Annotated in this window: 22 protein-coding genes and 2 pseudogenes; 16 read left to right on the top strand and 8 right to left on the bottom strand. The window is 44.8% G+C overall.

Features of this window, described 5'->3' with window-relative positions; translation table 11 throughout:
- Window positions 1–52: 52 nt before the first annotated feature.
- The 6 genes and pseudogenes from thiO to H6F56_RS12180 form a co-directional block, all read left to right on the top strand.
- Window positions 53–1,099 (top strand): annotated as a pseudogene (gene thiO / locus H6F56_RS27200) (glycine oxidase ThiO); the annotation flags it as partial.
- Between the two features lie 111 nt (window positions 1,100–1,210).
- Window positions 1,211–2,053 carry a thiazole synthase gene (locus tag H6F56_RS27195; RefSeq protein ID WP_242031977.1) on the top strand — a complete coding sequence of 281 codons (843 nt, stop codon included), beginning with the start codon at window positions 1,211–1,213 and terminating at the stop codon, window positions 2,051–2,053.
- Between the two features lie 256 nt (window positions 2,054–2,309).
- The gene (gene psb34, locus H6F56_RS12190; RefSeq protein ID WP_190668369.1) at window positions 2,310–2,489 is read left to right on the top strand and encodes a photosystem II assembly protein Psb34; all 180 of its coding nucleotides are present in this window, start codon (window positions 2,310–2,312) and stop codon (window positions 2,487–2,489) included.
- Between the two features lie 702 nt (window positions 2,490–3,191).
- Window positions 3,192–3,299, top strand: a pseudogene (locus H6F56_RS27315) (hypothetical protein); the annotation flags it as partial.
- A gap of 428 nt (window positions 3,300–3,727) precedes the next feature.
- Complete coding sequence (locus H6F56_RS12185) at window positions 3,728–4,300, top strand: HD domain-containing protein (RefSeq protein WP_199312780.1); 573 nt, start codon at window positions 3,728–3,730, stop codon at window positions 4,298–4,300.
- A 129-nt stretch (window positions 4,301–4,429) separates the two neighbouring features.
- Window positions 4,430–5,554 carry an ABC transporter ATP-binding protein gene (locus H6F56_RS12180; RefSeq protein ID WP_190668366.1) on the top strand — a complete coding sequence of 375 codons (1,125 nt, stop codon included), beginning with the start codon at window positions 4,430–4,432 and terminating at the stop codon, window positions 5,552–5,554.
- Between the two features lie 386 nt (window positions 5,555–5,940).
- Here the strand turns inward: H6F56_RS12180 and mtnA are convergent, their stop codons facing one another.
- The 3 genes from mtnA to metH form a co-directional block, all read right to left on the bottom strand.
- The gene (gene mtnA, locus H6F56_RS12175; protein ID WP_190668363.1) at window positions 5,941–6,999 is read right to left on the bottom strand and encodes an S-methyl-5-thioribose-1-phosphate isomerase; all 1,059 of its coding nucleotides are present in this window, start codon (window positions 6,997–6,999) and stop codon (window positions 5,941–5,943) included.
- Between the two features lie 50 nt (window positions 7,000–7,049).
- On the bottom strand, window positions 7,050–8,288 hold the full coding sequence (locus tag H6F56_RS12170) for an NAD(P)/FAD-dependent oxidoreductase (protein WP_190668361.1): 1,239 nt from the start codon (window positions 8,286–8,288) through the stop codon (window positions 7,050–7,052).
- Between the two features lie 62 nt (window positions 8,289–8,350).
- Window positions 8,351–11,923, bottom strand: a complete 3,573-nt coding sequence (metH, locus tag H6F56_RS12165; protein WP_190668357.1) for a methionine synthase — start codon at window positions 11,921–11,923, stop codon at window positions 8,351–8,353.
- Between the two features lie 106 nt (window positions 11,924–12,029).
- Here metH and H6F56_RS12160 point away from each other — a divergent pair, with 106 nt between their 5' ends.
- The 3 genes from H6F56_RS12160 (at window position 12,030) to H6F56_RS12150 (ending at window position 13,636) form a co-directional block, all read left to right on the top strand.
- Window positions 12,030–12,260, top strand: a complete 231-nt coding sequence (locus tag H6F56_RS12160; RefSeq protein WP_190668354.1) for a hypothetical protein — start codon at window positions 12,030–12,032, stop codon at window positions 12,258–12,260.
- Window positions 12,261–12,403: 143 nt separating this feature from the next.
- On the top strand, window positions 12,404–12,583 hold the full coding sequence (locus H6F56_RS25790) for a hypothetical protein (protein ID WP_199312778.1): 180 nt from the start codon (window positions 12,404–12,406) through the stop codon (window positions 12,581–12,583).
- A gap of 630 nt (window positions 12,584–13,213) precedes the next feature.
- A complete protein-coding gene (locus H6F56_RS12150) occupies window positions 13,214–13,636 on the top strand; it encodes a DUF488 domain-containing protein (RefSeq protein ID WP_190668352.1) in 423 nt (140 codons plus the stop codon).
- Window positions 13,637–13,652: 16 nt separating this feature from the next.
- On the opposite strand, the gene H6F56_RS12145 is transcribed toward H6F56_RS12150, so the two are convergent.
- Window positions 13,653–15,785, bottom strand: coding sequence for a serine/threonine-protein kinase (locus H6F56_RS12145; protein WP_190668349.1), 2,133 nt, complete (start codon window positions 15,783–15,785; stop codon window positions 13,653–13,655).
- Window positions 15,786–16,355: 570 nt separating this feature from the next.
- On the opposite strand from H6F56_RS12145, the gene H6F56_RS27095 reads away from it, so the two are divergent.
- Window positions 16,356–16,583, top strand: coding sequence for a carbohydrate porin (locus H6F56_RS27095; RefSeq protein ID WP_190668346.1), 228 nt, complete (start codon window positions 16,356–16,358; stop codon window positions 16,581–16,583).
- Between the two features lie 239 nt (window positions 16,584–16,822).
- Here the strand turns inward: H6F56_RS27095 and H6F56_RS12135 are convergent, their stop codons facing one another.
- Both H6F56_RS12135 and H6F56_RS12130 read right to left on the bottom strand, forming a co-directional pair.
- A complete protein-coding gene (locus H6F56_RS12135; protein ID WP_190668344.1) occupies window positions 16,823–17,419 on the bottom strand; it encodes a (2Fe-2S) ferredoxin domain-containing protein in 597 nt (198 codons plus the stop codon).
- A gap of 118 nt (window positions 17,420–17,537) precedes the next feature.
- A complete protein-coding gene (locus tag H6F56_RS12130; protein ID WP_323798426.1) occupies window positions 17,538–17,798 on the bottom strand; it encodes an Asr1405/Asl0597 family protein in 261 nt (86 codons plus the stop codon).
- Window positions 17,799–18,071: 273 nt separating this feature from the next.
- On the opposite strand from H6F56_RS12130, the gene H6F56_RS12125 reads away from it, so the two are divergent.
- Together H6F56_RS12125 and H6F56_RS12120 are read left to right on the top strand one after the other, a co-directional pair.
- The gene (locus H6F56_RS12125; RefSeq protein ID WP_190668341.1) at window positions 18,072–18,608 is read left to right on the top strand and encodes a Dps family protein; all 537 of its coding nucleotides are present in this window, start codon (window positions 18,072–18,074) and stop codon (window positions 18,606–18,608) included.
- Window positions 18,609–18,665: 57 nt separating this feature from the next.
- Window positions 18,666–18,893, top strand: coding sequence for a hypothetical protein (locus H6F56_RS12120; RefSeq protein WP_190668338.1), 228 nt, complete (start codon window positions 18,666–18,668; stop codon window positions 18,891–18,893).
- Between the two features lie 187 nt (window positions 18,894–19,080).
- Here H6F56_RS12120 and H6F56_RS12115 read toward each other — a convergent pair whose 3' ends face one another.
- Entirely contained in the window at window positions 19,081–19,473 is a 393-nt protein-coding gene (locus H6F56_RS12115; protein WP_190668335.1) for an AbrB family transcriptional regulator, read from the bottom strand.
- Between the two features lie 263 nt (window positions 19,474–19,736).
- Window positions 19,737–19,892 carry a hypothetical protein gene (locus H6F56_RS26010; RefSeq protein WP_206753399.1) on the bottom strand — a complete coding sequence of 52 codons (156 nt, stop codon included), beginning with the start codon at window positions 19,890–19,892 and terminating at the stop codon, window positions 19,737–19,739.
- A 353-nt stretch (window positions 19,893–20,245) separates the two neighbouring features.
- Between H6F56_RS26010 and H6F56_RS12110 the strand changes: the two genes are divergently transcribed.
- The 4 genes from H6F56_RS12110 to H6F56_RS12095 all read left to right on the top strand — a co-directional run bounded on the left by H6F56_RS12110 (window position 20,246) and on the right by H6F56_RS12095 (window position 24,273).
- Window positions 20,246–20,689, top strand: coding sequence for an Rrf2 family transcriptional regulator (locus tag H6F56_RS12110; protein ID WP_190668331.1), 444 nt, complete (start codon window positions 20,246–20,248; stop codon window positions 20,687–20,689).
- 264 nt (window positions 20,690–20,953) lie between these two features.
- Entirely contained in the window at window positions 20,954–21,178 is a 225-nt protein-coding gene (locus tag H6F56_RS12105) for a hypothetical protein (protein WP_190668327.1), read from the top strand.
- Window positions 21,179–21,370: 192 nt separating this feature from the next.
- Window positions 21,371–21,457 carry a DUF29 domain-containing protein gene (locus H6F56_RS26300; protein ID WP_242031976.1) on the top strand — a complete coding sequence of 29 codons (87 nt, stop codon included), beginning with the start codon at window positions 21,371–21,373 and terminating at the stop codon, window positions 21,455–21,457.
- A 443-nt stretch (window positions 21,458–21,900) separates the two neighbouring features.
- A complete protein-coding gene (locus H6F56_RS12095) occupies window positions 21,901–24,273 on the top strand; it encodes a hypothetical protein (RefSeq protein ID WP_190668734.1) in 2,373 nt (790 codons plus the stop codon).
- The last annotated feature ends 572 nt before the right edge of the window (window positions 24,274–24,845 follow it).

Genomic DNA, 24,845 nt, shown 5'->3' with positions numbered 1-24,845 from the left:
CCCCTTTGGGTTTTGCTTGTTTCGCCCCGATTTTTAATCGCCGGGAATCTCCATGATCCCATCTACTGAAATTCTGATTATTGGCGGTGGCATCACCGGCCTTTCAATTGCCATCGAACTCAAATTGCGAGGCGCATCACCCCTCGTTCTTTGCCGCAACTTCAGCGAAGCCGCAACCCACGCCGCCGCCGGCATGATCGCACCCCAAGCGGAAGCCCTCCCAGCCGGCCCCATGCTAGATATATGCTTGCGTTCGCGGGATCTGTATCCAGACTGGACAAGCAAACTCGAAGAACTCTCTGGCTTATCCGTCGGTTATTGGCCTTGTGGGATTCTCGCACCGGCTTACGAGGATGTCAGCAATTCTCCCCCTCAACCCGTCACCCCCTCACCTTCCCCAGCTTTATGGCTTGACAAAACTGCAATTAATGTGCACCAGCCCGGATTGGGGACAGACGTAACCGGCGGTTGGTGGTTTCCAGAAGATGGCCAAGTAGACAATCGCGCTTTGGCGCGGGCGCTGTGGGCGACGGCGGAAGCATTGGGAATCGAAGTGCGCGAGGGTGTTACGGTTGAGTTTATCGCTCAGCGTCACGGGCAAGTCAGCAGCGTCAGAACTAATAGCGGCGATTTTCACGCCCAGCACTATGTTTTAGCAACCGGCGCTTGGTCTCATCAATTGCTGCCAGTGCCGGTGTATCCAAAAAAAGGGCAAATGTTGTCACTACGGATGCCGGCAACTCCTGATGGGCAAAGTCATTATTCAGGAAATTTGCAGCGAGTTTTGTATGGCAAAGATATATACATTGTCCCGCGTCAAGATGGCCGACTGGTGATAGGTGCAACCACTGAAGAGGTTGGCTTTACTCCAGGTAATACGCCTGCCGGTGTTCAAACATTGTTAGAACGAGCAATTCGTTTATACCCGGCTTTGCAACATTATCCCATTGAGGATTTCTGGTGGGGATATAGGCCGGCAACCCCGGATGAATTACCGATTCTTGGCCCTAGTTTATGTGAAAATTTAACCCTGGCGACGGGGCACTATCGCAATGGCATTTTATTAGCGCCGGCAACGGCTGCGCTAATTGCAGATTTCATCCTGAATCAAAAATCTGATCCGTTATTAAAGCATTTCCACGCCGCACGGTTTTTTAACCCCCAGCCGGCAACCGCTTCACTGCAAACTTCCCCCAAGAATTCTAATTCCATGCTCACTTATCCCACCCCAATTCAAGCAAATTCTGCCCTAACCGTTCAGGATTCTGCCCTAACCATTGCCGGTAAAACCTTTCACTCTCGCTTAATGACCGGCACCGGCAAGTATCGCAGCATTGAACAGATGCAGCAAAGTGTCGTAGCAAGTGGTTGCCAGATTGTAACGGTTGCGGTGCGGCGCGTGCAAACCAAGGCACCAGGGCATGAAGGATTAGCAGAGGCGTTGGATTGGACGAAAATCTGGATGCTGCCGAATACTGCCGGCTGTCAAACGGCGGAAGAAGCCATTCGGGTGGCGCGTCTGGGACGGGAAATGGCAAAACTTTTGGGGCAAGAGGATAATAATTTTGTCAAGTTAGAAGTGATTCCGGACTCGAAATATCTGCTGCCTGATCCGATTGGGACGTTGCAAGCGGCGGAACAGTTGGTGAAGGAAGGGTTTGCTGTCCTGCCGTATATTAATGCCGATCCGATGCTGGCAAAGCGGTTGGAGGATGCCGGTTGCGCGACGGTAATGCCCTTGGGTTCGCCCATCGGTTCGGGACAGGGCATTACAACCGCTGCAAATATTCAAATTATTATTGAGAATGCCAAGGTGCCGGTGGTGGTGGATGCCGGCATTGGAACACCTTCCGAGGCGGCGCAAGCAATGGAAATGGGGGCGGATGCGCTGTTAATTAATTCCGCAATTGCGATGGCGAAACATCCGGCAGCGATGGCAAAGGCGATGGGAATGGCAGCCGAGGCTGGGCGTTTGGCTTATCTGGCGGGACGAATGCCGGTTAAAGCCGGTGCGAGTGCGAGTTCCCCCCAGACGGGTACGATTGCCGATTGAGCTTTAGAAAGGGATATCACACAGGCTTTGCTGAAGATGACTGCGCGGATGGCATCGTTCAACTAGACGCTCCGCGCAATCGCTGAAAGCCTTATAGAGGCTAGATTTTAGTTTGGTGCCGGTGATGATTTGGTTCACCCAAGTCAGATTAATAAGCCAGGATTAATTGTAAAGAAATGTAACGAAATGTAAATGGGTTGTTACAAAGGCAAATTGCTGTTAAAGTTATATTAAGTAAAAACTGAGGATATCATTCATGCCATATATCAACGAAGAAGGCGGACGGCTAAACAATTTCGCGATTGAGCCAAAAATTTATAAAGCTGAAGCCCCCAGCCAGGCTCAACAGCGGAACTATCTTGTTTTAGGCGCTGTAGCAACCGCGCTTATTGGTGGATTGATGTTTGTCGCCTTCTCTGTCTCGAATGTCAGCTAAATAATAAACCCCTTTCCTAACTTTTTTTACTGCTTTTACACGGTTTTTGCTTAACCAGGGTGCCTGTTTTTCAGGAACCTGGTTTTTTTTTGCGCCGGCAAGATCTCCTGCCGCAACTCAACATCTTTGTATTCTAAGTAGTCGGACATAAAAATTGTCCTCATCAACCCCCGGCTGTCGCGGTTCCCCTTAGTAAGGGGGACTACAGGGGGTGTATTTAATGATGGCTACCTACTTAGCCAGCTCAAAATTCAACGAAACTTCCCTGCCGGCGCACAGTCAGCCTGTAACCGCCTTCTTCGACTCATCCCAAGCAGCTGTAGGGACGAAAAGCTGTTACCTTCCACTTCTATGCCGATGCACAGTCAGCCTGTAACCGCCTTCTTCGACTCATCCCAAGCAGCTGTAGGGACGAAAAGCTGTTACCTTCCACTTCTATAAATAAAACTCCCTATCATCAGCCTTAAACTCTTCTCCGCTTAATCAAAGCAGCTTTTCCAGAGAAATACCTAAAGCGGAAACCTTAGTCAATTAGATAATTTGTCAGTTTACAATCCACATAAAATTCTCACCAGACAGAAATTTCTGTTTTTAGTTCCAGCAACCGACACAAAGAAATTTTGAGGTGGAATTTCTCTTTACCCGGAGAACATAGCAAAAAGTCCGTATACAGAATTGGAAGCTCTGATACGGAAATCGCTTATGCGGCTCTACACCTCTATCTTCTTATCAAGCCTGTTATCTATCGGGCTAGCGACTCAATTTAAAGGGGGTGAAAATCTCTCAGAAAATTTTTCTCAAGCCAGTTCGATCAGAAAGGTTCAAGTACAAACTGCACCCGATCTGTCGCCCCATCGCGGCAGTGGTCGTTGTACTTAATTGACACCTTTATTGACAAATTTATGCCGGCAACAACGATTGGCGGCATAGAATGTCAATAAACTCATGGGTCATTACTAACAATCCCCTTGTCTCAGCACTCTATTGATTTTCTGCAACTCTAAGGAAGTCAAAGCAGTGCTGAGTATTTTTTTTACATCTATTAGTAGATAATAGAATAGGGCTTAAGAAGCCAATATAAATTTAATAAAAAATAGAGATTAACTACTTTAAACCTGTAATCAACGCATTTTGCTAAATTGACTATAAAACAAACTAATTGACAATAGCAAAAAAATCCATTAAGCGCATTTTAAAGTTCTAAGCTAAAGTGTAATTGCCGGAGAAACACCCTGAAAATGATACTCTCAAAACGATTTACCGAAGCCTTAACCTTTGCAACCCAGTTGCACGCTACCCAAACTCGCAAGGGTAGTGGTATTCCTTACATTGCTCATTTATTAGGCGTAGCAAGTATCGCGCTTGAATATGGAGCGAATGAAGATGAAGCAATCGCCGCATTGCTTCATGATGCAATTGAAGATCAAGGGGGTGCTGCGACGCGGGAAGAAATTCGCCGCCGGTTTGGAGATAACGTGACAGAAATTGTAGACGGCTGCACAGACAGCGACATGACTCCCAAACCCCCGTGGCGGCAGCGTAAAGAAGCTTATATTGCCCACATTGCCACAGCTTCGGCTTCGGTGCGACTTGTCTCATCAGCTGATAAACTATACAATGCCGGCTCAATTCTTAAAGATTATCGCGTCGTGGGAGAATCACTTTGGGAGCGCTTTAAAGGAGGAAAAGATGGCTCTCTTTGGTATTATCGATCTTTAGTAGAGGCATTCCGCAAAGCCGGCTCAACGCCTTTAGTTGAAGAATTAGACCGGGTGGTTTCCCAGATAGAACAGCTCGTGAATAAAATTTAAGTTATTATTTATTCAAGTTAATTGGCTAAAAAAATACAAGAAAATTTTATCAGTGAGCGGTGAAGCTAAAGCAAATTTATCAAGAAGATTTATCATAGATATTGGGGTTGCTGCGCTGCAAAACTAAAAATGGCAAACGTTCGTTTAGAAGAAATCACTCGCCGCTTTGGTGGCGTCACTGCAATTGAAGAGATTACCTTTGAAGTCCCTGATGGTGAATTCTGGGTGTTAGTGGGTCCCTCTGGGTGCGGCAAGTCTACAATTATGCGGACAATTGCCGGCTTAGAATCTGCAACAACCGGCAATCTTTATATCGGTGATACGCTGGTAAATGGAGTGCCGGCGAGGGCGAGAGATGTGGCAATGGTGTTCCAAAATTACGCACTTTATCCCCACATGACGGTAGCAGACAACCTCGCATTTGGCTTAAAAATGCGAAAAACTGACTCCACAAAAATTCGGGAACGAGTTGAGACTGTGGCGCGGTCACTCAACCTTGATCACCTCCTGAACCGCAAACCAAAACAACTATCAGGCGGACAACAACAGCGGGTTGCATTAGGACGGGCAATCGCACGGGAACCCAAGGTATTTTTGTTAGATGAACCGTTGTCAAATTTAGACGCGCAATTACGGGATGATACACGGGCAGAATTAAAACAGTTGCACCACCGGCTTGGCATTACAACAATTTATGTCACCCACGATCAAGTAGAGGCAATGACGCTGGCTGATAAAATTGTGGTGCTTAACCGGGGAAGAATTCAGCAGATTGGCGACCCCCAAACAATTTATGCCCGACCGGCTAACCGCATGGTAGCGGCATTTTTAGGCAATCCCCCGATGAATATTTTGCCGGCAATCTATACTGAAAGCGGGTTTCAGGTAAATGAGCAATTTATCCCTTGTGTGCCGGCAATTCGAGACAAAATCCGACCAACTGAAGGGCAAGCTTTTGATTTAGGAATTCGCCCAGAACACATCCAAATTGAAAATTCCAACTTAACTGATAATTACCTAAAAAAAGATGAAACACTTCACTCAGCACGATTAACCGTTGAAGTGAAGGTCGTAGAACCCTTGGGACGGGAAACTTTAATTCGTGCTGGGTTGGCCGGGTCAAGTAGTTTCTTAAATATTCAAGCCCCAGCAAATTGGCGTGGACGTCCGGATGATCGAATTTCTGTGCAACTCGATCTCACCCAACTTTTTGTATTCGATCCGTCTGCCGGTGATCTGCTTTACCCGGTGTAGAAAAGCACTCAAAAAAATCCCATTACCTCAATTGAAATCCACCCTATCTCTAAAATTTTAGACTCCAAACATTGCGGGATAGATTCGCGGTCGGCAGAACTTTTATAAAAAATTTTTGCGAGAAAAAATATTCTTTTTTAGTCAATTTTAATTAGCTATACCGCTTACCCGCCAGGGATTTAAATCCCTGGCTGACTGCGAGAAAAAATATTCTTTTTTAGTCAATTTTAATTAGCTATACCGCTTACCCGCCAGGGATTTAAATCCCTGGCTGACTGCGAAAGTCCTCTAAAGAGGACTAATACCAAATCAAGTTCTAATCAAAGGCTGATAGTTGTTTCAGGATCAAAAAAGCCTAGGTAAACCGGAGTTGGTATTAGTTCCAGTTAAACCGCTTGTTTAGTCTGAAACTGTTGTAACTCACTAGGAGCGACTGCGCCATATTCGGTCACAATTGCCGTAATATATTCTGCCGGCGTCACATCAAAGGCAGGATTGTAAAATTCAACTCCCACTGGCGTCAGCCGCGTTTCACCCACTTGGTAAACTTCAGAGGGATCACGTTCTTCAATCGGAATCAAACTGCCGTCAGTCAACTGAAAATCAATCGTTGAAAGCGGTGCAGCCACAAAGAAGGGAATTTTATGAGCTTTGGCAACAATTGCTAAACTGTATGTGCCAATTTTATTCGCCGCATCACCATTCGCAGCAATGCGATCTGCGCCTACAACAACGGCATCAATTAGCCCTTGGTTCATGCAGTGCGCCGCCATATTATCGGTGATTAGCGTAACAGGAATTCCTTCATGTACACATTCCCAAGCTGTTAATTTTGCGCCTTGCAAACGGGGGCGAGTTTCATCTGCATAAACCCTTTCTAAACGTCCTGCACTCCATGCAGATCGCACCACACCTAAAGCAGTTCCGTAGCCGGCAGTTGCCAAAGCGCCGGCATTGCAATGGGTCAAAATTCGCAATTTTTCCGGGGTTCGAGGCAAAACTTCTAAACCGCGATCACCAATATCTTTACAAGTTTGCAAATCTTCCGCTTGAATGGTTTGTGCCATTTCTAGCAAGACTTGTTTGAGGTAATCAACCGGACCCAGCGTTTGACGCGCCGTATTTAACATCCGGCTGATCGCCCAAAACAAATTAACGGCTGTCGGACGAGTTGAACGCAATATTTCAGCGATTTTTTCCAGCTGATTTAAAAATTCGCTACGATCCTCTGTTTGAATTTCTCGCGCACCCAGATACACCCCATAAGCAGCCGCGACACCAATTGCCGGTGCACCTCGCACAATCATCGTTACAATAGCCTCTGCCATGTCTTCATAGCGGCTAATTTCGACAACCGTATACTCAGCCGGCAAGCGAGTTTGATCGATCAGTACAACGCGATCTTCTTGCCAAATAACGGGATACACCTGGTTTGTATTAGACATCTCAACGGTTCAAGAGTAAAAGGACAAGGAAAACATTAATTTCCTTCTTGTCATTGTATCTTGAATTTCCAGTTAACTGCTTTGCGAACGCCTTGAAATAATGAATAAATTTTGCGCTTCAAGAGCCGGCTAAACCCTTTATACAGTTTGCTAAAATTATAGTGAAACAGAATTTCCATCAAATCCTCCGCTGTCAAGGAACTCAAATAACTGACACCTTTATCGATGAGTTCGTCGCTATCTTCTAAATATTTCTTCATTCCCAGCCTTTCCGACAGATTCCACTTGGTTGCAAAGTGCTGCTGCATCTGTTTTTGATAATCGGCAAAGTCGGGAATTTGATTATCTAAATACTTACTAATATAATCACAAGCGATCTCCGCACTGTACATCCCGTGTCGGATGCCTTCACCTCCTAAAAAATTAACCGTTGAGACCGCATCTCCAATCGCGATTATATTATTTTTGTAATAGATATCTTGCAACCCCTTTGAATATTGCAGCGTTGCCCCGTGTATTTCGACAATTTTGTATTCCTTGGCTTGAATATACTCTTTAATTATTAGTTCAATATAGTGTTTAAAGGTTGCTTTCTCTGTAACAATTTTATGCGTTTCATTTAACCGGCCTGCACCGACTTTGAGTAAATTATTTTCCATTGGAAAAATCCAAGAATATCCTTTAGGCATCCACTTATGCCCCAAGAAAAAGATTAAAGATTGCGAATATTTGTTATAATCTTCTTCGGAGACTTCGATTAAATACTCAATTCCGGTTCCACTCAAGAAATCAGGCTTATCACTTTCCTTTTCGTACATAAGCGCTCTTACGGGGCCGGTGGCATCAACCAGAACTTGAGTACTAACTTGGAGAATTTCATCGCCGGTACGCTGCTTGAACTCAACAATTGTTTTACCGTCGTTTTGTTCATTTCTAATATAACGATAGCCCATCCAAACTTCGCCACCCTGAGATTCAACTTCACGCGCTAAGAATTCTCGAAGTTTAGCAAAATTCAAAACAGCACCTAAGCGCTTTTCAGATTGCCAAGTTTGACTGGCTTTAGTTGTAACAATTACAATTTTGTCCCAAAAACTACCGACAACGTCTTCAGGTAAATCGAATTGATTCAGCGTTTCTATGGGTGTGCCGGCGCTGGAAAAATTATTTTTATAAAAATTCTCATATTGCTCGACGAGTAAAACTTTTTTACCCGATTTTGCTAAGAGTCTAGCACACTGACCTCCAGAGGGGCCGGCACCCACAACAACGACATCAAAACTTTTCATGTTATTTGTCCTTTATGATTTTTTGCCAAAATAATAGGGTGAGCAAATGCCCACCCTAAAAATTAAGCGCTGAAGTATTTCGCAGCAGGGTGATAAGTTATGATTGCAGTCGTAGATTGTTCAGGATAAAGCTGCTCACTTTCATCCATCAAGAGATTGATGCGATCAGAACCCAACAATTCTAACTGCTTGTATTGATCAGACATATTCGGGCAAGCGGGATAGCCAAAACTATAGCGCGAACCGCGATATCGCTGGGCTAACATATCCCGAATATTTGCCGGTTCTTCACTACCAAATCCCAACTCCCGACGAATTCGCGCATGAGTCCATTCTGCTACCGCTTCCGCCGTCTGCACCGCTAACCCGTGAAAATAGAGATAATCGGTGTATTGGTTATTGCCAAATAGCTTTTGTGCGTACTCCGTTGCAATATTGCCAACCGTCACCGCCTGCATTGGGAAAACATCTATTTTCCCCGATTCTTTTGAAGCAAAAAAGTCAGCAATACACTGCCGACGCATCGATTTTTGTCGGGGGAAATTGAAAGTTGCAACAGGTGTCAGATTGTCAGCAGCTTGCCCATTTTTCATGACTTCTGGATCATAAAGATGAAGGGAGTTGCCCTCAGACTGACAGGGAAAATATCCGTAAACCACTGTCGGATGCAAAAGATTTTCAGCAATCACGCGCTGCTTCCATTCCGCCAAAACCGGATAAACTTTTTCAGCTAGGAAAGCATCATACTCTTCGCGCGATTGTTCTTTTGGTTTGCGGAATTGCCATTGCCCTGCAATCAGCGCCTGCAGATCTAAATAGCCGAAGATTTCTTCCAAAGAAATATCTGCCGGCTGCAATATTTGCGTTCCCCAAAAAGGTGGAGTTGGGCGCTCAATATCTACTGCCACTGCTTCAGATCTGCGTGTATCTATTTCCACCGGCACTTGATCGGCTTCAGAATTGCCGGCAGTCTCAGATGAACCCAGATTTTTCTCTTCTATCTGCGTTAATTTGCTGTCATCTGCGGTTGCAAGCTCATCCAAAAAGCCCTGGAAATTATCCCATTTTCCTCCAACCTTAGCCGGCATCAATTTATCCATGAAATGCAAATCAGAAAACGCATCTTTGCCATAAATCACCTTACCTCTGTAAGCATTTTGGCAATCCTCATAGACAAATTTAGGAGTTAGCGCCGCACCGCCCAAAATCACCGGCACCGTAATTCCCCGCTCATTAAACGTCTCCAGATTGTCCTTCATAAACGCCGTAGACTTCACCAGCAGTCCACTCATGGCAATACAATCAGCCTTATACTTTTCGTAAGCCTCAATAATGGTATCCACCGGCTGCTTAATTCCTAAGTTAATCACCCGATATCCATTATTAGAAAGGATGATATCAACCAAATTTTTCCCAATGTCGTGAACATCCCCTTTAACAGTTGCAATGATCACCGTTCCTTTGGCATTACTCTCCCCCGCTTCTTCCTTTTCCATGAAAGGTTGTAAATAAGCCACAGCCGCCTTCATTGTTTCCGCTGATTGCAGCACAAACGGCAATTGCATTTGACCCGAACCAAACAACTCACCCACAACTTTCATGCCATCCAGCAAGAAAATATTAATAATATCGAGGGGAGGATATTTTTCTAATGCTTTAGTGAGTTGTTCTTCAAGTCCAATGCGTTCGCCGTCAATGATATGCTGTTTCAGCCGTTCTTCCACCGGCTTGTTTTCATCTTGAGAGCGATCCCGTTTCGTTGTTTTCCCTTCAAACAGCGTTGTCAGTTCGCCCAAGGGATCATAAACACACACATCCCCCTCAAATTTGCGCTCATCATAAATCAATTTGCGGCAGATATCTTGATGTTCCGGTTCGATTTTCGATAGCGGTAAAATCTTATTCGGACTGACAATCGCCGAATCTAACCCCACTTGCATCGTTTCATGCAAGAACATCGAATTCAACACTTGTCGCGCCGCCGGGTTTAAGCCAAAGGAAATATTAGAAACTCCTAAAATAATGTGACATCCCGGTAATTCTTGCCTAATTTGGCGAATCGCTTCAATGGTTGCTTTCCCATTTGCGCGATCTTCTTCAATGCCGGTGGAAATTGGCAACGCGAGGGGATCAAAAAAGATTTCATAGGGGGGGAGACCATAAGCGAGCGCATCATTATAAGCACGACGGGCAATCTCAAATTTTCTCTCAGCAGTTCGCGCCATTCCCTCTTCATCAATCGTGCCAACGACAACACCGGCACCGTATTTTTTCGCCAATTCCAACACTTGATAAAAACGCGGTTCCCCATCTTCATAGTTAGTGGAATTCAGCAGACATTTGCCGCCGGCAACCTTTAAACCGGCCTCCATTTTCTCCCATTCCGTAGAGTCCAGCATCAATGGCAGCTTGGCATTTGTCACCACACGAGACACTACCTCGTGCATATCTCGCACGCCGTCGCGTCCCACATAATCCACGTTGACATCAAGAATGTGGGCACCTTCGCGCACCTGTTCCCGCGCCAGCGCCACCAACCCATCCCAATCTTCAGCATTCAGCAAGTCGCGGCACTTTTTAGAACCGCTAGCATTCAGCCGCTCACCAACAATTAAAAACGAGTTATCTTGGTCGTAAGGTTGAGCGCTGTAAATCGATGATGCTGCCGGTTCAAAATAGAAATTTCGCTGTTTTGGTTTTAACGTTTTAGACAGTTCTGCTAGTTGTTCGATATGTGCCGGTCGGGTTCCGCAACACCCGCCAATAATTTGCACTCCCAAGTCTTCAATGAAGTGCATCAGCGCCATCCGCAGTTCCATCGGTGTCAACTTGTAATGCGCTTGTCCGCCAACATTTTCTGGCAAACCGGCATTCGGAACACAAGAAACCACAAACGGCGAATGCTCAGACAAATAGCGAATGTGATCCTTCATCAAATCCGGGCCGGTGGCACAATTAAGTCCGAGAATATCAATCGGATAAGGCTGCAAAATCGTTAGCGCCGCATTAATTTCTGACCCCACCAGCATTGTGCCAAAATTTTCCATCGTCACCGACACCATTAAAGGCCGGCGTTCTCCCTTTTTCTGGAAAACTTGTTCAATACCATTCAATGCGGCTTTAATTTGCAGTACATCCTGACAAGTTTCGACAATTAGCAGGTCAACGCCGCCATCATACAGCCCCTCAGCTTGCTCTGCAAAGGCGGCAGTGAGGGTGTCAAAGTCGATATGTCCCAGCGTCGGCAGTTTGGTGCCTGGGCCAATTGAGCCGGCTACAAATCTCGGCTTTTCTGGGGTGGAAAACTCTGCTGCAACGCGCTTAGCGAGTTCTGCGGCTGTCTTGTTCAGTGCGTAAGCTTGGTCTGCGAGATTATACTCTGCCAAGACAAACGAGGACGCGCCAAAGGTATCGGTTTCAACCACATCTGCGCCGGCAGCAAGGAAGTCTCGATGCACTTTCTCGATCGCTTCGGGTTTGGTGAACACCAGATATTCGTTACAGCCTTCGTATTCCGCACCCCCAAAGTCTTCGGCTGTCAAGTTCTGGCTTTGGATATTCGTTCCCATCGCCCCATCAAAGACGATGACAGGGCGATCAGGGTGATGAAGGCGTTCGAGGAAGGGGCTATTCATAGGTGATATCAGACGAAAAGGTTGGCAAATAAGTTTTAGGTTAAGCTTTGGATATTCAGCTTTATCTATTGTGCAAAATTTCGGGCAATTAGGGGTAACAAAAATCATGAATATGCAAACAGTGCCGGCAACTCCTCCTCCACCGCAGCAAGTGCCGGCCAACTCCAGATTTATTTTAAGCCGGATTAGCTGGGAAACTTTTAAAGCTTTGCTTGCAGATGCCGGTGATGATAGAGCTTGGAGAATTGCTTATGACGCACCGGCATCTAAAATTCCTGAATTTATCAAACAAAGTAAAACTGCCGATCAAAGAGCTACACTTCGAGCGTTTCGCTAAAGCTCTTATAATTCATCGCCATTATCCTGCTTTATCTGTAGCTACTACTATACTAAAAGCCAGTAAAATAGCTTGCTAATCATTTTATTTGATGATGTTATATTAAAAAGCATACTTATATTCAGCTATCAGGACGGTTAGGTATGGTAAAACGCAAAATCTTGATTGCAACTAAAACATATCCTTCTATTAGCACCAAATATAGAGAAACCGTTTGTACAGCCGGCATTTTACTGGATGATGACGAGCAACCAGTTGAGTGGGTTCGCATTTATCCTATCAGATTTCGATCCTTAGATTTTGACCGGCGCTATCCAAGATGATCTATCATCAATGCTAATATAGAAAAAAATCCTAAAGATTCTCGGCCTGAAAGCTATCGCATAGATGATTCTTCCATAGAAGTTATTAGAAAAATAGGAACAGAGAATCACTGGGCTGAACGAAAACAATTTGTTTTCCCACTTCAATTTTCCTCTACTCAAGATATAAAAGATCAAGGTAAATCTCTTGGCCTCATTAAACCTAAAGCTATCACTAAATACTATTACGAGCCAACTGAGCGTGAGTGGAATCCACAACAGCAAGGAATATTAGATCAGATGGATCTCTTTGAACCTTCTGTGGAGCTAGAAAAAATTCCTTATAAATTTGGTTATAAGTTTATTGAAGAAGATGGATTTGAACGTCGCTATTCCATCAGTGATTGAGAAATCTCGCAGCTTTATAGAAATTGTAGGGAAAAATCTCAGGGAGCAGCTCTAGAACATAGAGAACAAGAAGCTATCGAACAAGTTAAAAGAAAGCTAGAAATAGAATTTTTAGCCCATAAAGATTTATACTTTATAGTGGGTAATCTCAAAAATCATAGACAAAACTTTATGATTATTGGTCTGTTTTACCCACCTTTTATCCCATCTGTCCAGCTTAGCTTGTTTTAGTTGTTGTACTCAATGAATTCTTCATATATAGAGCAATGCAAATATATTCTTACGTTTGGCTATGGCAATCGTAAAAATTATGATGAATTGCTACACTATTTGCAAAATTTTGAGGTTAAGTGTGTTGTTGATGTGCGGATAAGCCCTCGTGCTTGGAGTCGTAAATGGTATGCAGATAAAATCAAAGAATTCTGTTCGTCAAATAATATTGAATATATCTCTAAACCTCCTTTAGGAAATACATCTGGAAAAGAAAACTGGATACCTCCAGATCGAGACAATGCTGAGGTTGCTCTGCGTGAAGTAGCAGAAATAGCTCAAACCGGCACACTTTTATTGCTATGTGCAGAAATGGATCACCATCGATGCCACCGCACAGATGTGGCAAATTGTTTGAGTAAATTAGTCAATACTTCAGTCATTCACCTGGAATAGAAACTGATAAATAATATTATTCTCCCACTTGCCAAATCTTGACAGTCGCATCTCCACTGCCACTAGCAAGGGTTTTACCATCCGGGCTAAATGTAACCGCTTCAACCCACCGGGAATGACCGGCTAGCGTCTGCAGTATTTCACCCGTGCCGGCATCCCAAATATTAATTCTGCCAGACAAACCGCCACCGGCAAGCTTTTTCCCATCCGAACTGAAGGCAATCGAATACATCGTCCCTGAATGGCCAGATAAACTGCGCGTCGCATAACACCGCTTTCCTGCCGCACAGCCGGCCTGCAGATCCCATAGCTTAATCATGTTGTCACCACTGCCGCTGGCAACTGTCTGCCCATCTGGACTGAAGGCAACTGAATACACATTCCCCGAATTGCCAGATAGGGTGCTGATTAATTCACCCGTATTGCGATTCCACAGCCTGATCGTCGTGTCCTCACTGCCACTCGCCACCGTCTTACCATCTGTGCTAAAAGCGACGGCGCGAATTGGCCCGGAATGCCCGACCAAGGTGCCCATCTGAACCCCACTGGCTAAATCCCACAACTTGACAGTCATATCCTCACTACCACTGGCGAGCGTTTTGCCATCTGTGCTGATCGCCACGACAGAAACGCCTTCTATTTGCTTGGGTAGCGTTTGCAAAAGTTCGCCGGTGGCTAAATTCCAAATCTTAATCGTGCCACCATAACTGTTACTGCCACTGACGAGCGTTTGACCATCTGGAGTGATGGCAACAGAGGAAACCAATTCTTGTGCTTTTAAATGCTCGTTCAGTGTGGCTTTGCGTGCGCCGGTGGACAAATCCCAAATTTGAATCGTTCCATCCAAACTGCCACTCACCAGCGTCCGGCTATCCGGACTGATGGCGACAGAACGAACGTCTAGAGAATGCCCCGAAAGTGTCTCTGCTAAAGACATCTTTTCAAAGGAACTGTTTTTCGCTACCTCGGCACTTTTTTCAGGGGTAGAACCGGCCATCAGCTTCGGGCGTTCTGCTTCAGTGACGGCATCCAAAGATTCAGCCAGGGCGGGAGTTTGAATCGCTAATTGCTGCGGTACCGGCACACTCCGATTACTCATTAGGCGAGGGGCAAAATAACCATAGAACACAGCTTGAGCCACTCCCACGCCTGCCACCAGCACAAAAACACTACCCGTCAACCATTTCTGTCTAAACTTCACCAACGGGTCAAACTGCAACCTGCGGCGCTGGCGCTGAGATGGCTGCTGCCTAAGTTGCTTAATTTCTGCCAAGCGTTGCAACATGACCTCGGTGCTGGGGGGGCGCTGACCGGGCAGACGGGCCATTAAGTGATCGATAAAATCTGCAAAGGGCTTACTGATTTGCGGCGCATTAGATCGCCAGTGCAGCTCATCCGTGAGAGCGTTGTAAAAATCTAGGGGATGCTTGCCGGTGAGCAAATGCACAAATGTGCGCCCTAAAGCAAAGAAATCTGATTGCGGCACCGGATGGCCACTGTCTTGTTCCGGTGGGGTGTAGCCTTTAGAAGCAATTACCGTGCCTTTTTGCCCGACGCCCATTTTTGCCAAATAGGTGCCGGTGACTTGCCGCGCACTGCCGAAGTCAATCAACACCATTTGGCCATTAGGCCGCACCATGATGTTAGCCGGCTTAATATCTCGGTGAAAAAATTGCTGCTGATGAACTCTGTGCAAGATATCAACCAGCTGTAGCAACCAGTCGAGGGCTATTTCTTGGGGAATGGGTTTGTTGTTGCGGCTGTAGAGCCACTGCTCCAGGTTTGGGCCATTAATTTTTTCCATCACCAGGCAGTGCAAAACCGCTTTGCTATGCTTGGGCAAAAAGTTAAAGTAGGCATCTGGCTCTACTTTGGGAATCCCTGGATGCTTCAGCCGCATCAAGACGGCTGCTTCGTTCTTAAATAGGGAAACGGCTTTGGGTTCATTGAGGAAGAGAACTTTCAGCACCTTCGGCTGACCTCGGTCATCCACTTCATACGTTTTGGCAAACCCACCTTCCCCTAACAGACGAGTGACCCGATAGCGATTTTGCAGCACTAACTGAGAGCCGCAGTGCCGGCAAATGCGATTTGTGTTGTGCAACGGATCTGCCGGCTTGGGACAGTTAGGATTCAGGCAATAGCTCATGGATGGCTACGGGATGGATAAACCCACAATATAGGATGCGCTCAAACAGTCTCTTGTCAGGAGGCTTGCTTATCTTTTTTTAGATTGACACATCCATTAAAACAATGTTGTGGCCGGCCTGGGGCTTTAATGGGCCAAATTCAAACAAATAACCTTCTGTAGGGGTTTCAGATAATATTTTGCTGCAAACACGGCAAAAATGCGATCACTGGCACAGTGCATTATTTTCTATCGAGCGGTTTATCACTAAACCTCTAACCTAAAATTTCCCAGGATATGAGGAGCCGGTGAGGGCTGTAATTTCTATCTTGGATGCTATTTTGATTTTTTGCCTATCGCCCTTATGGATGATTATCGGCACACTTGTCTGCATTATGGCATGACTTGAATTTTGAGGCTGTAACGACGCTGTCTTATTTGCGCGAAGCTTTATTTTAAAGGTGTGCAGTCTTCTCAATGTGATTGGGTAAACTTACCGATTCTATGAAAAGTTGGCCCTGCTTAAACATCTAAAACACAGGTAGAAAAACGAAGAAATGAATCGAATTTGGCATTGTGTCCTAATTTTCCATGATTTTCTGGGCGTCTGAAGTTAGACTCTCGCCACCGGCATCGTTTTCTCAGAAATTCTACAGCCGGCCAAATTTGCGAAATCCTCGTTTTGAAGCTCTCTACAGATACCCACTCTCAAATAATATTTCCACTACATCTGGGGCGATCTGGCTCGCAGCACCCGGTCATAACAGTAGCAACAACGATATTGTAATAGAAACGCTTAGAACAACCTTCCCGTTCTAGAGCAGCGTCAATTAAAAATTATCGATCAAATGTCCCGCACCCGTGTCGGCAAAACATTCTAATATTGCGATAAGAACCTCAATACGCAGAAATGAGGACTGATTTGCAGAAGTTTCCTAGCAAAAATCATAAGAGCAACAGTTGACTTTTACTGAGCAACTTATATTTATTTGCCTTTATCTGCGGTTATTAAAACAAAACCCAAACTCTTATCGCCAAACCTCGCAAAAAGAAGACATTTAGTGAAATTTGCTGGCAACTTCTGGCGTTAAATTACCAGAAAAATGTTTATCTACAAGTGCCGGAACTTCTGAAGGGTGAAGCCGCGTGTAGCGAGTCTTATCTGGCAACACCATAACGGCTGGCCCTGCTTTACACAGTTTCATGCAGCCGGTGCCTTTAACCGTCACTTCGCCTTCTAACCCGCGATCGCATATCGTTTTTTCTAAAGCTTGGCAGACTTGCTGAGCACCACGCTTGCAACAATCTGATTTTTGACAGACCAAAATAGTGGCTTTGGGTTTAGCAGCCGGTGCCGGCTTGGGGACAGAAGTTTGAAATTGAGTAGCGGGATATGCCGGCTCAACCAGATGCGCCTTCAACTTGAGTTTGCCGGTGTCGTACTCGAGTTTCTTCTCGCCGGCAACCCGCACCCAGCTACCCGGTATCAAAGATTGCTCCACAGAACCCCTTAACGGTTTGGAGAGTTTAATCCACAATTCACCCTCTCCAGTCCCCAGTCGCAGGTACTTAATTTTATAACCATCTTCTAAAACAAAACTGAGGAAGCGTCCCTCAATGCTGAAATCGGAGATTTGTTTATTAGATTTTCCCATTGTTATGCAAACTCTATTATTAAGTGGTCAGTGTTTGAGAACCGGCACCCCTAGATAGCACCATCCAAGCGGGGAAAGTTTTCAGCCGGTCTTTTACCCGGCACAGGCTTAATAACACTCAAAGCTTTTTACAGCTGAGCAGCCAGCAGCCATCTAACCAGCTTGCTAGCTCAACACGCGGCGTTGTTAACTGTTTTAAAACACTCTGGAGTTGAACGGCAGTGGTTGCATTGTTGACCTGAACTCGTAATGGCTGGTCAATGGCACAGTAACAAGGAATACCCAGCTCCTGTAGGCGCTGATACACTTGCCAGCGGTCTGGCCAACTGATCTCAACAATTTCGCCAATCTGTGGTTCTAGCTCGGATTGATTCATCATTTTTTCAAATGAAACTTATTTGCACTTATTCTCTCTGGCACTTCTCCACCCATTCCGGGAGATCCCCAGAGGCTCTGGCGTTGTTACCAGCATAAAACAAGTGCGAATAATTCTCAATAGTTTTCTCAAAAAATTTTCCATCCTGGCAAGAGCTGTCAGCTACAGCAGCTTATTGCAACTGTACCCCCTCAAATGACATTGGAATCCCGGATTGAGGGTGTTAGACTGTGTCCATTAGCAAAAAGCACTGCTTAATGAGAGGAGAACACAACAATGGCTGAAACTCAGAGTGCATTGCGTCCCTTCGGCCACATGGCAGAAAATGTGGTTTTGCTTGAACATTCTGTAACAGCGCCAGTCTGTGAAGGGATGAACGCCGTCTTGGCGAGTTTTCAAGCGCTTTACTTGCAATATCAAAAGCATCATTTTGTCGTAGAGGGTGCGGAGTTTTATTCCCTGCACAACTTCTTCCAAGAAAGCTATGAGGAAGTTCAAGAGCACGTTCATGAGCTAGGTGAACGCTTGAACGGCTTGGGTGGAATACCGGCAGCCAGCTTTAGCAAATTAGCGGAGTTATGCTGCTTCACTCCAGAACCGGATGGCGTGTACACCTGCCGCCAGATGGTTGAACATGACTTAGAAGCTGAGCAAGCCATGATCGGGCTGATCCGCCGTCAAGCCGGCCAAGCAGAAAGTTTGGGCGATCGCGCCACCCGCTATTTGTATGAAACAATCTTGCTCAAAACCGAAGAACGGGCTTACCATCTTGCCCACTTCCTCGCCCCTGATACCTTGGTGGTGTTCCGCTAAATACTCGCTGGGTCTTGTTTAAAGTCACTCACCGTTAAAAGATCCAGACGGCGACAGATGCCAAGTCTACTTGCATTTCTTTCAGCAGTTCATATTATTAAACCCCCATCGACACCGCCGCCGGTTGGATGGGGGTTTACTATTAGTAGCAAATTTGTCATCAGTGCGCTTGGTGCGACATTGGACTCGGAGACAGCAGACAAATCAGTTGATGCCGGCACGAAAAATGAGTTGTGCCTGAGCCGGTTTTCGCTTGTTTCTGGCTACAGGTTTTTTCCAATTTAGCCGGCACCCAGAAAAAGATCAAAGACATCACTGTGTTCAAGAATACAGCTTGGCTTAAACAGCCGGCCAAAGAAAGCTGGCAATGGTAAATCAAAGACCACTGCCATCAATCATTAACTTAACGCTTAGCTGAGGCACTTAAGGGTTAGGTATAGTACACCTGTTCGCGCTTAGCAACCTAGGCAGCTCAGGCTGCTTCCTCTTGCTCCGAGTCAAGTTGTTTCAGATGAATATGTTTGCGTCCCAAAGAAATTTCAAATTCATCTCCCGGATGGAGTTCCATCTGTTTGGTGTAAGCGGCACCAATCAGCAAGTTCCCATTAGACTGCACACTAATCCGGTAGCTAGCGCTGCGTCCGCCACGTCCATTGCCGTTTTGCTTGCCATCTAATTCGATTCCCTCAGCATCAATCAGAGCATTTAGGAATTTCATCATATTGACACGTTCTACACCATTTTTTGTAACGGTGTAGTAGCCGCACGCCTTGGCTTTTTCTTCCTTACTTAGGTTTTCCAGGTCTTTAACTCTCTGGAGAAGCCCTTCGCCGGTTAGGGGTTCTATTTTTTTCTTTTTGCTCATCTTACTTTTCTCTAAATCATAAACGAGAGGTGTACAGAATTCTATATTAGCTGACATTTGGTAGAAAAATAAACTAGAGCTTTATATCAGCTTGTGACACTATATTACAAATTCATGAGTCAGGGGTTCATCCGCTACCCGGAAGCGGTTGGGAGGCAATCTTTACGGCTGAGTACGGGCAAAGCCTAAACTATCTCTCCTCTGAGTGACTAAGCGGTATGCCGGTATAGCTAGCGTTCTCTAAGCGGTGTATTTAAAAAAAACTAAAGATAAGAAAAGATGCTTAACAGCTCATCGGGAATAAATCTAGAATCGACAACCATTGAGTTGGCTGCCGGCAACAGGAAGATTAAAGTGTCTATAGTAGTAACAAAAAAGCCTAGGAGTCTTTCAGTGCGGACAACGAGCTGGTTTTCCACACTGACTTATCGCTTCTAAAAAACTCAATGTTACAGAAAATTTACCGCCACTAAAGCAAATAGTTACCTCCAAAGGGGGATAGCCTTAGTGACATTTAATTGATAAAAGTGCAAAGGAATAGCTTCGACTTCTATGGCTGAACAGAGAGCCGGGGATAGAGATCGACTGACATCACTCTATATATTAGAAGTGACACAGAAGAAATGCTGAGGGATAAGTAAAGAACCGTTACCAGCTACTCACCCTTGGCAGAATTACGCGTCACCCCAAACTGATTCCTGTTGCTACACTTTTGTTGAACTCACGTATGCTTTAGGGGAAGTTTGAAGCGGTCGATGAATAACTACCGGCAATGAAACTAACCACTCGCGGACACTACAGCGTCAAAGCACTGTTGGATTTAAGTCTGCAACCCAACTTTGGCCCTGCCTCAGTAAAAGCCATCTCACAGCGACAAGATTTACCGGCACCTTATTTAGAGAAACTGTTAATAGAGATGCGAAAAGCCGGCTTGGTTGAATCTGTGCGCGGTGTTCAAGGTGGCTATCAGCTTGCCAAACCGCCGGCGCACATCAGTCTGGGACAAATTCTTGAAGCCGTCGGAGAAACCATCGAACCGCTACCGCACCACTCTCCCGACACAGAACAAGCCGAAGATTGGGTGACTTATACGGTGTGGAACCGGCTGCACCAAAAACTCAAAGAAGCACTCTACAGCATTTCCCTAGAAGACCTTTATTATGATGCTCGCAGTTGGCAAGCAGCCCAAGGAGAAGAAGCCAGCTTTGTCATTTAAGCCGACAATCTGTACGTGTCTTCAGGTTTGATATCAATCGTTCTCGCTCAAATTGAAATCAATTGCTGTCAGTTTAGTGATCTGCGTCATACCCAACTCCTTAGCCGATCACAAAAAGTCCTCTAAGGCGTCACTACAAGCTGGATTGAGGCGTCACCCAAAAGTTCTTGCAACATCACGAGATCAAGCAATTTGCGTCACCAAGCGGCCTCAGGAAAGGTCAGATACTACCAATAGCAAGCGAGCAAATGGTGAGACGCAATTATGATACTGATTCGTGAAGTTGTCCAACAAGCTTTGAAAACTGGTTATCTGACTATGGAAGCAGAAGATGAGCTGCGGCATCTGTTAGCTAGTAAATACGATTTAGAAGACCTCAACGCTTTTATGCTGTTACAGCACGCTGTCATCTCTGGACGTGTGAAGCAACTGTCTCGCGAATTAAGCGGATCACACCGGCCTTGCCAAGAAGTGGCCCCCGCCCTGTAAGCGTAGGAGGTTAGCCATTAGGAGATCGCAGCATTCAAGAAGCAAGCCGGTGTACTTGATTTCAGTGCCGGTGAAAGCTTTTTAGTTATGTAATTTTTTATAAACTTTGATTGACATAAGTCACTTTCTCCAAATGCAAGCTGTAGTTGGCTAGCAACAATTCGCGGACAACGCCGCCAGAGTTTACGGTTATTGCAAGACAACCCCAGCTTAAAGTTTTATCTTGAGGAAGCGCTGCTAGACGCCTTTGAGAATGGCAGATATTTAGCAATGGGATAAACTGACTTGCCGGCATTCACGTTTCCGCCGGCGTGTCTGTACAGTTTTAAACGCAAGCAGAAGCCGGTTTTACCTATTGATCCGTGATTAACACGTCATCCGCTGTTCTTTGCTTCTAGATTCTTCTATTCTTCAATGTAAATTTTTATATCAAAATTCAAGATTCTTGCTTGCAAGCCAAGATGAAAGAATACTTGGGAAACAACAATTGTTGAGCTTGGTTGCTTCATCGAAAAATAAAAATTTATAACTTTATCGAAAATAACCGGGAGTCGAAATATTAGATAACTATGCAACGCTATCAGGTAAAGATTTCTTACCTAGATTGGGTTTAAATTTGCTCGGGAATTGACGAACCTGATCAACGTTGATAGAGTGGAACTCGGATTTCCTTCTTCCGCTTCAGCCTTTCATTCACGACCCAAATATTCAAGAGAGCATTCATGTCTAAAGTAAGTATTTTCACCTTAAGTCGGCGTAATTTTCTCAGTGGTCTGGCTTTAGGGACTTTAAGTTTGTTGACAAAAGACTTAATTAATCCAGCTATTGCGAGGGCTGATAACCTGCTATCACAAAATAATTCCTTGGTAGTAGAAGAATATCATATTTTTGTTCCTTCTAAAATAGCAAGGGTGGGAGGGACACAAACATTTATATTGCGCTCAGGCAACACTTGCCTAGTACGAATTATCCCTCGATCTAAAGACAACCAAGAAATTATTATTCAAGGACAAGGTCAAAATCAGCAAGATATTATTGTTACTTTGCATACCTTATACGACCCCCAATTAAGAATAGATGAGCAAATTCATAGAGAAATTTACTATAATACACAATTTATTGAAGAAGCTAGCAAAGCCAAATGTATAGCTGTGTGCAATAAAGTTGAGAATGCAGACTACATTGACGACCTAACCACCTTAGATTTTCTGGATTATATTATATACTCCTCAAAGCTAGAGACTCAAATTCAAGAGCGTTACAAAATCGCTAGTACAAACTCGCGTCTTCTCGCAATTCACCGAGAAGTTGAATCAGCCTTAGCGCAATCTGAACTGACTGATATAGAAAAAAAACTGATCCAGGGAACTTACGCATACGTCCGTGCCGGCGAACCTGTGCCTGATTTTAAGGCACTCACGGATCTTGACACGATTGTGGCAAGCTCAGCATTACCTTTAGAACTCAAGCAGACTTACTCTATAGCAAGTGCTAACTCAAGAGCATTAACGGTTGACTTTATTCTGGTAAAACTGATTAATGAAACCCAGAAGTTAACTGCTCAACAAAAGGCAAATTACTTGTCAGTTTATCAGCAGGTGCGCGATGGCGAGACAGTCGAGTATCAAGCAACCTTGAAGTCCCTAGACTCATTCATCAGCAATGCGGACGTTTTAGAAAACGTCAAGTTTGTTTACGCGCTAGCAAGGCAGCAAGATTTGGACAATGCAGAAAATTTTGCCGAAACAGTAGATGGTGTTGTACAGGATGCAAGAGAACTCAAAAAACAACTAGAGAAGGCTCAAAGCAGAGGGGCTGCCGTTGTCCCCAAAGCTACCAGAGTGCTGACTCATATTGGAGTGGAAACAGCAACGGGTGTCAGCATTAGCAGTTTGTCTGGAGCAGCGGCAACAAACGCGACTTTAGCCGTTTTAGGCGGTGGTTCCGTAGCATCCGGTGGTTTAGGAATGCTGGGTGGGTTAGCCGTCGCAACAGGAGGAGCGGCGCTAATTGGAGCCGCAGGACTGCTATCCATTGCTTTAGTCTCGCAAATGGACAGTGAAGACAAAACAAATCTGGGAATTGCGGTAGGTACGGGAACGATAGCCGGTGCTGTCACTGTTTTAGCGGCTTGGACTGCTGCAAGTGCCTTGGGAGTGACGGGTACATTGTCAGGTGCTGCTGCGATCACTGCTACAATGTCGGCTCTTGGTGGACTGACTGTGATGACTGGTGGCGCTGCCCTTGTGGCATCAGCGACAGCATTTTTGATTTGGTCATTTCTGAAAGGTGGAGAGAAACGTGATCAGTCGATCCTGAGCCAGTTAGAAACTCGAACTTACACCTTGACTGAAGATCCAATCCCAGACTCTTTGGGAGAATTCCTTCAAAAGAACGTACATCAAAAATATAACTTTGATGAAGGTTTTTCTGCTCCTCATATTCCTTTAGATAAACTGTCAAATGCTTTGTCTACATGGCTGTCGCCTAGCCGTGACGAAAAAGTTATGGCTTTGATAGATACCAGTATTAACGATGATGGGAAAAATGGTCTTGTGTTTACCAATTCCAGGTTATGCTGGAAAAGTAACTCTATCAGCTATGACTATCTACCGAAATACTTCAAGGAAGAAACAAATTTAGCGTCGTTGCTATCTCAGGAGACGCAAAAAGATAAATTGTCTAAGGTGAAAAAAATTATCGATATTTTATCTGACGAAAACTACAAGACAGATTTATCTAAATTGAAAGATTTACTGACAATTGTATCTGATAAAGCTGAGTTGTCTGAACTGTTATCTAATGACAAGTACAAAAGTAAATTGTCTAAGTTGAAAAAGGTTGTGGATGTTTTATCTAACGAAACTCATCAAACAGATGTGTCTAAGTTGACAGAAGCAGTCAACATATTATCGTATGAACCTGAGTTGGCAAAATTTTTGCCGGCAGAAATAGTTTCCATGCTATCTGATGAGAAGTACAAGCAGGATTTGTCTGAAATGCAAGAAATAGTCAATACTTTATACCATGAAAATGACAAGGTTGAATTGACTAGATTGCTTCGACAAATCAGCCAAAAATATAGCGTAGCTTAGGAAGAATTTTTTTGATGTTTAACGGTGGGGCAAGCTGGGTTTAGTGGCTTTTTAGGATAATGAACGCTCCCATCGGCACTCTCACTTATATCCAATTTTTTAGGGTAGGCGAAGTGAGCAATTTGATACCAACTGCAAAAAAGAAGGCGACAGATGGGTAGTTTGGGTGGGACTACGTCAAACTAAACACCGGCACGTATTAAAAACTTTGGGCGAAGTGAAACGGAAGGTGATCAACCCAACCTACATTTGCCCATCTGCTCAACCCTTCTGTCGCAATTGAACTGTGTCGCTAGGCTGCCGGCACGACGGATAGCAACATTAAATTCTGGAACGATGTAAACTCTGGCTGATCACCGGCATTAAATCCGACTGATTCTAAGGTGATTTTCTAATAACTTAACTCCTACCCAAACGTCAAGTCTCTCAGGAAATATTAAATTTAAAATCTAAAATGATTGACACTTAGCTAACTTAACCGGCACGACTTTGAGGCGAAAAAAGAAAATAAAGAATAATGAAGAAGAAAAAATAATAGTTAAGAACGTTTTTGTTACTTTCCTAACATTTTT

The organism is Microcoleus sp. FACHB-672, from assembly GCF_014695725.1.
GTDB lineage: Bacteria > Cyanobacteriota > Cyanobacteriia > Cyanobacteriales > Oscillatoriaceae > FACHB-68.
The sequence above is the reverse complement of the archived record's forward strand: the minus strand, read 5'-3'. Positions and strand labels throughout refer to the sequence as shown.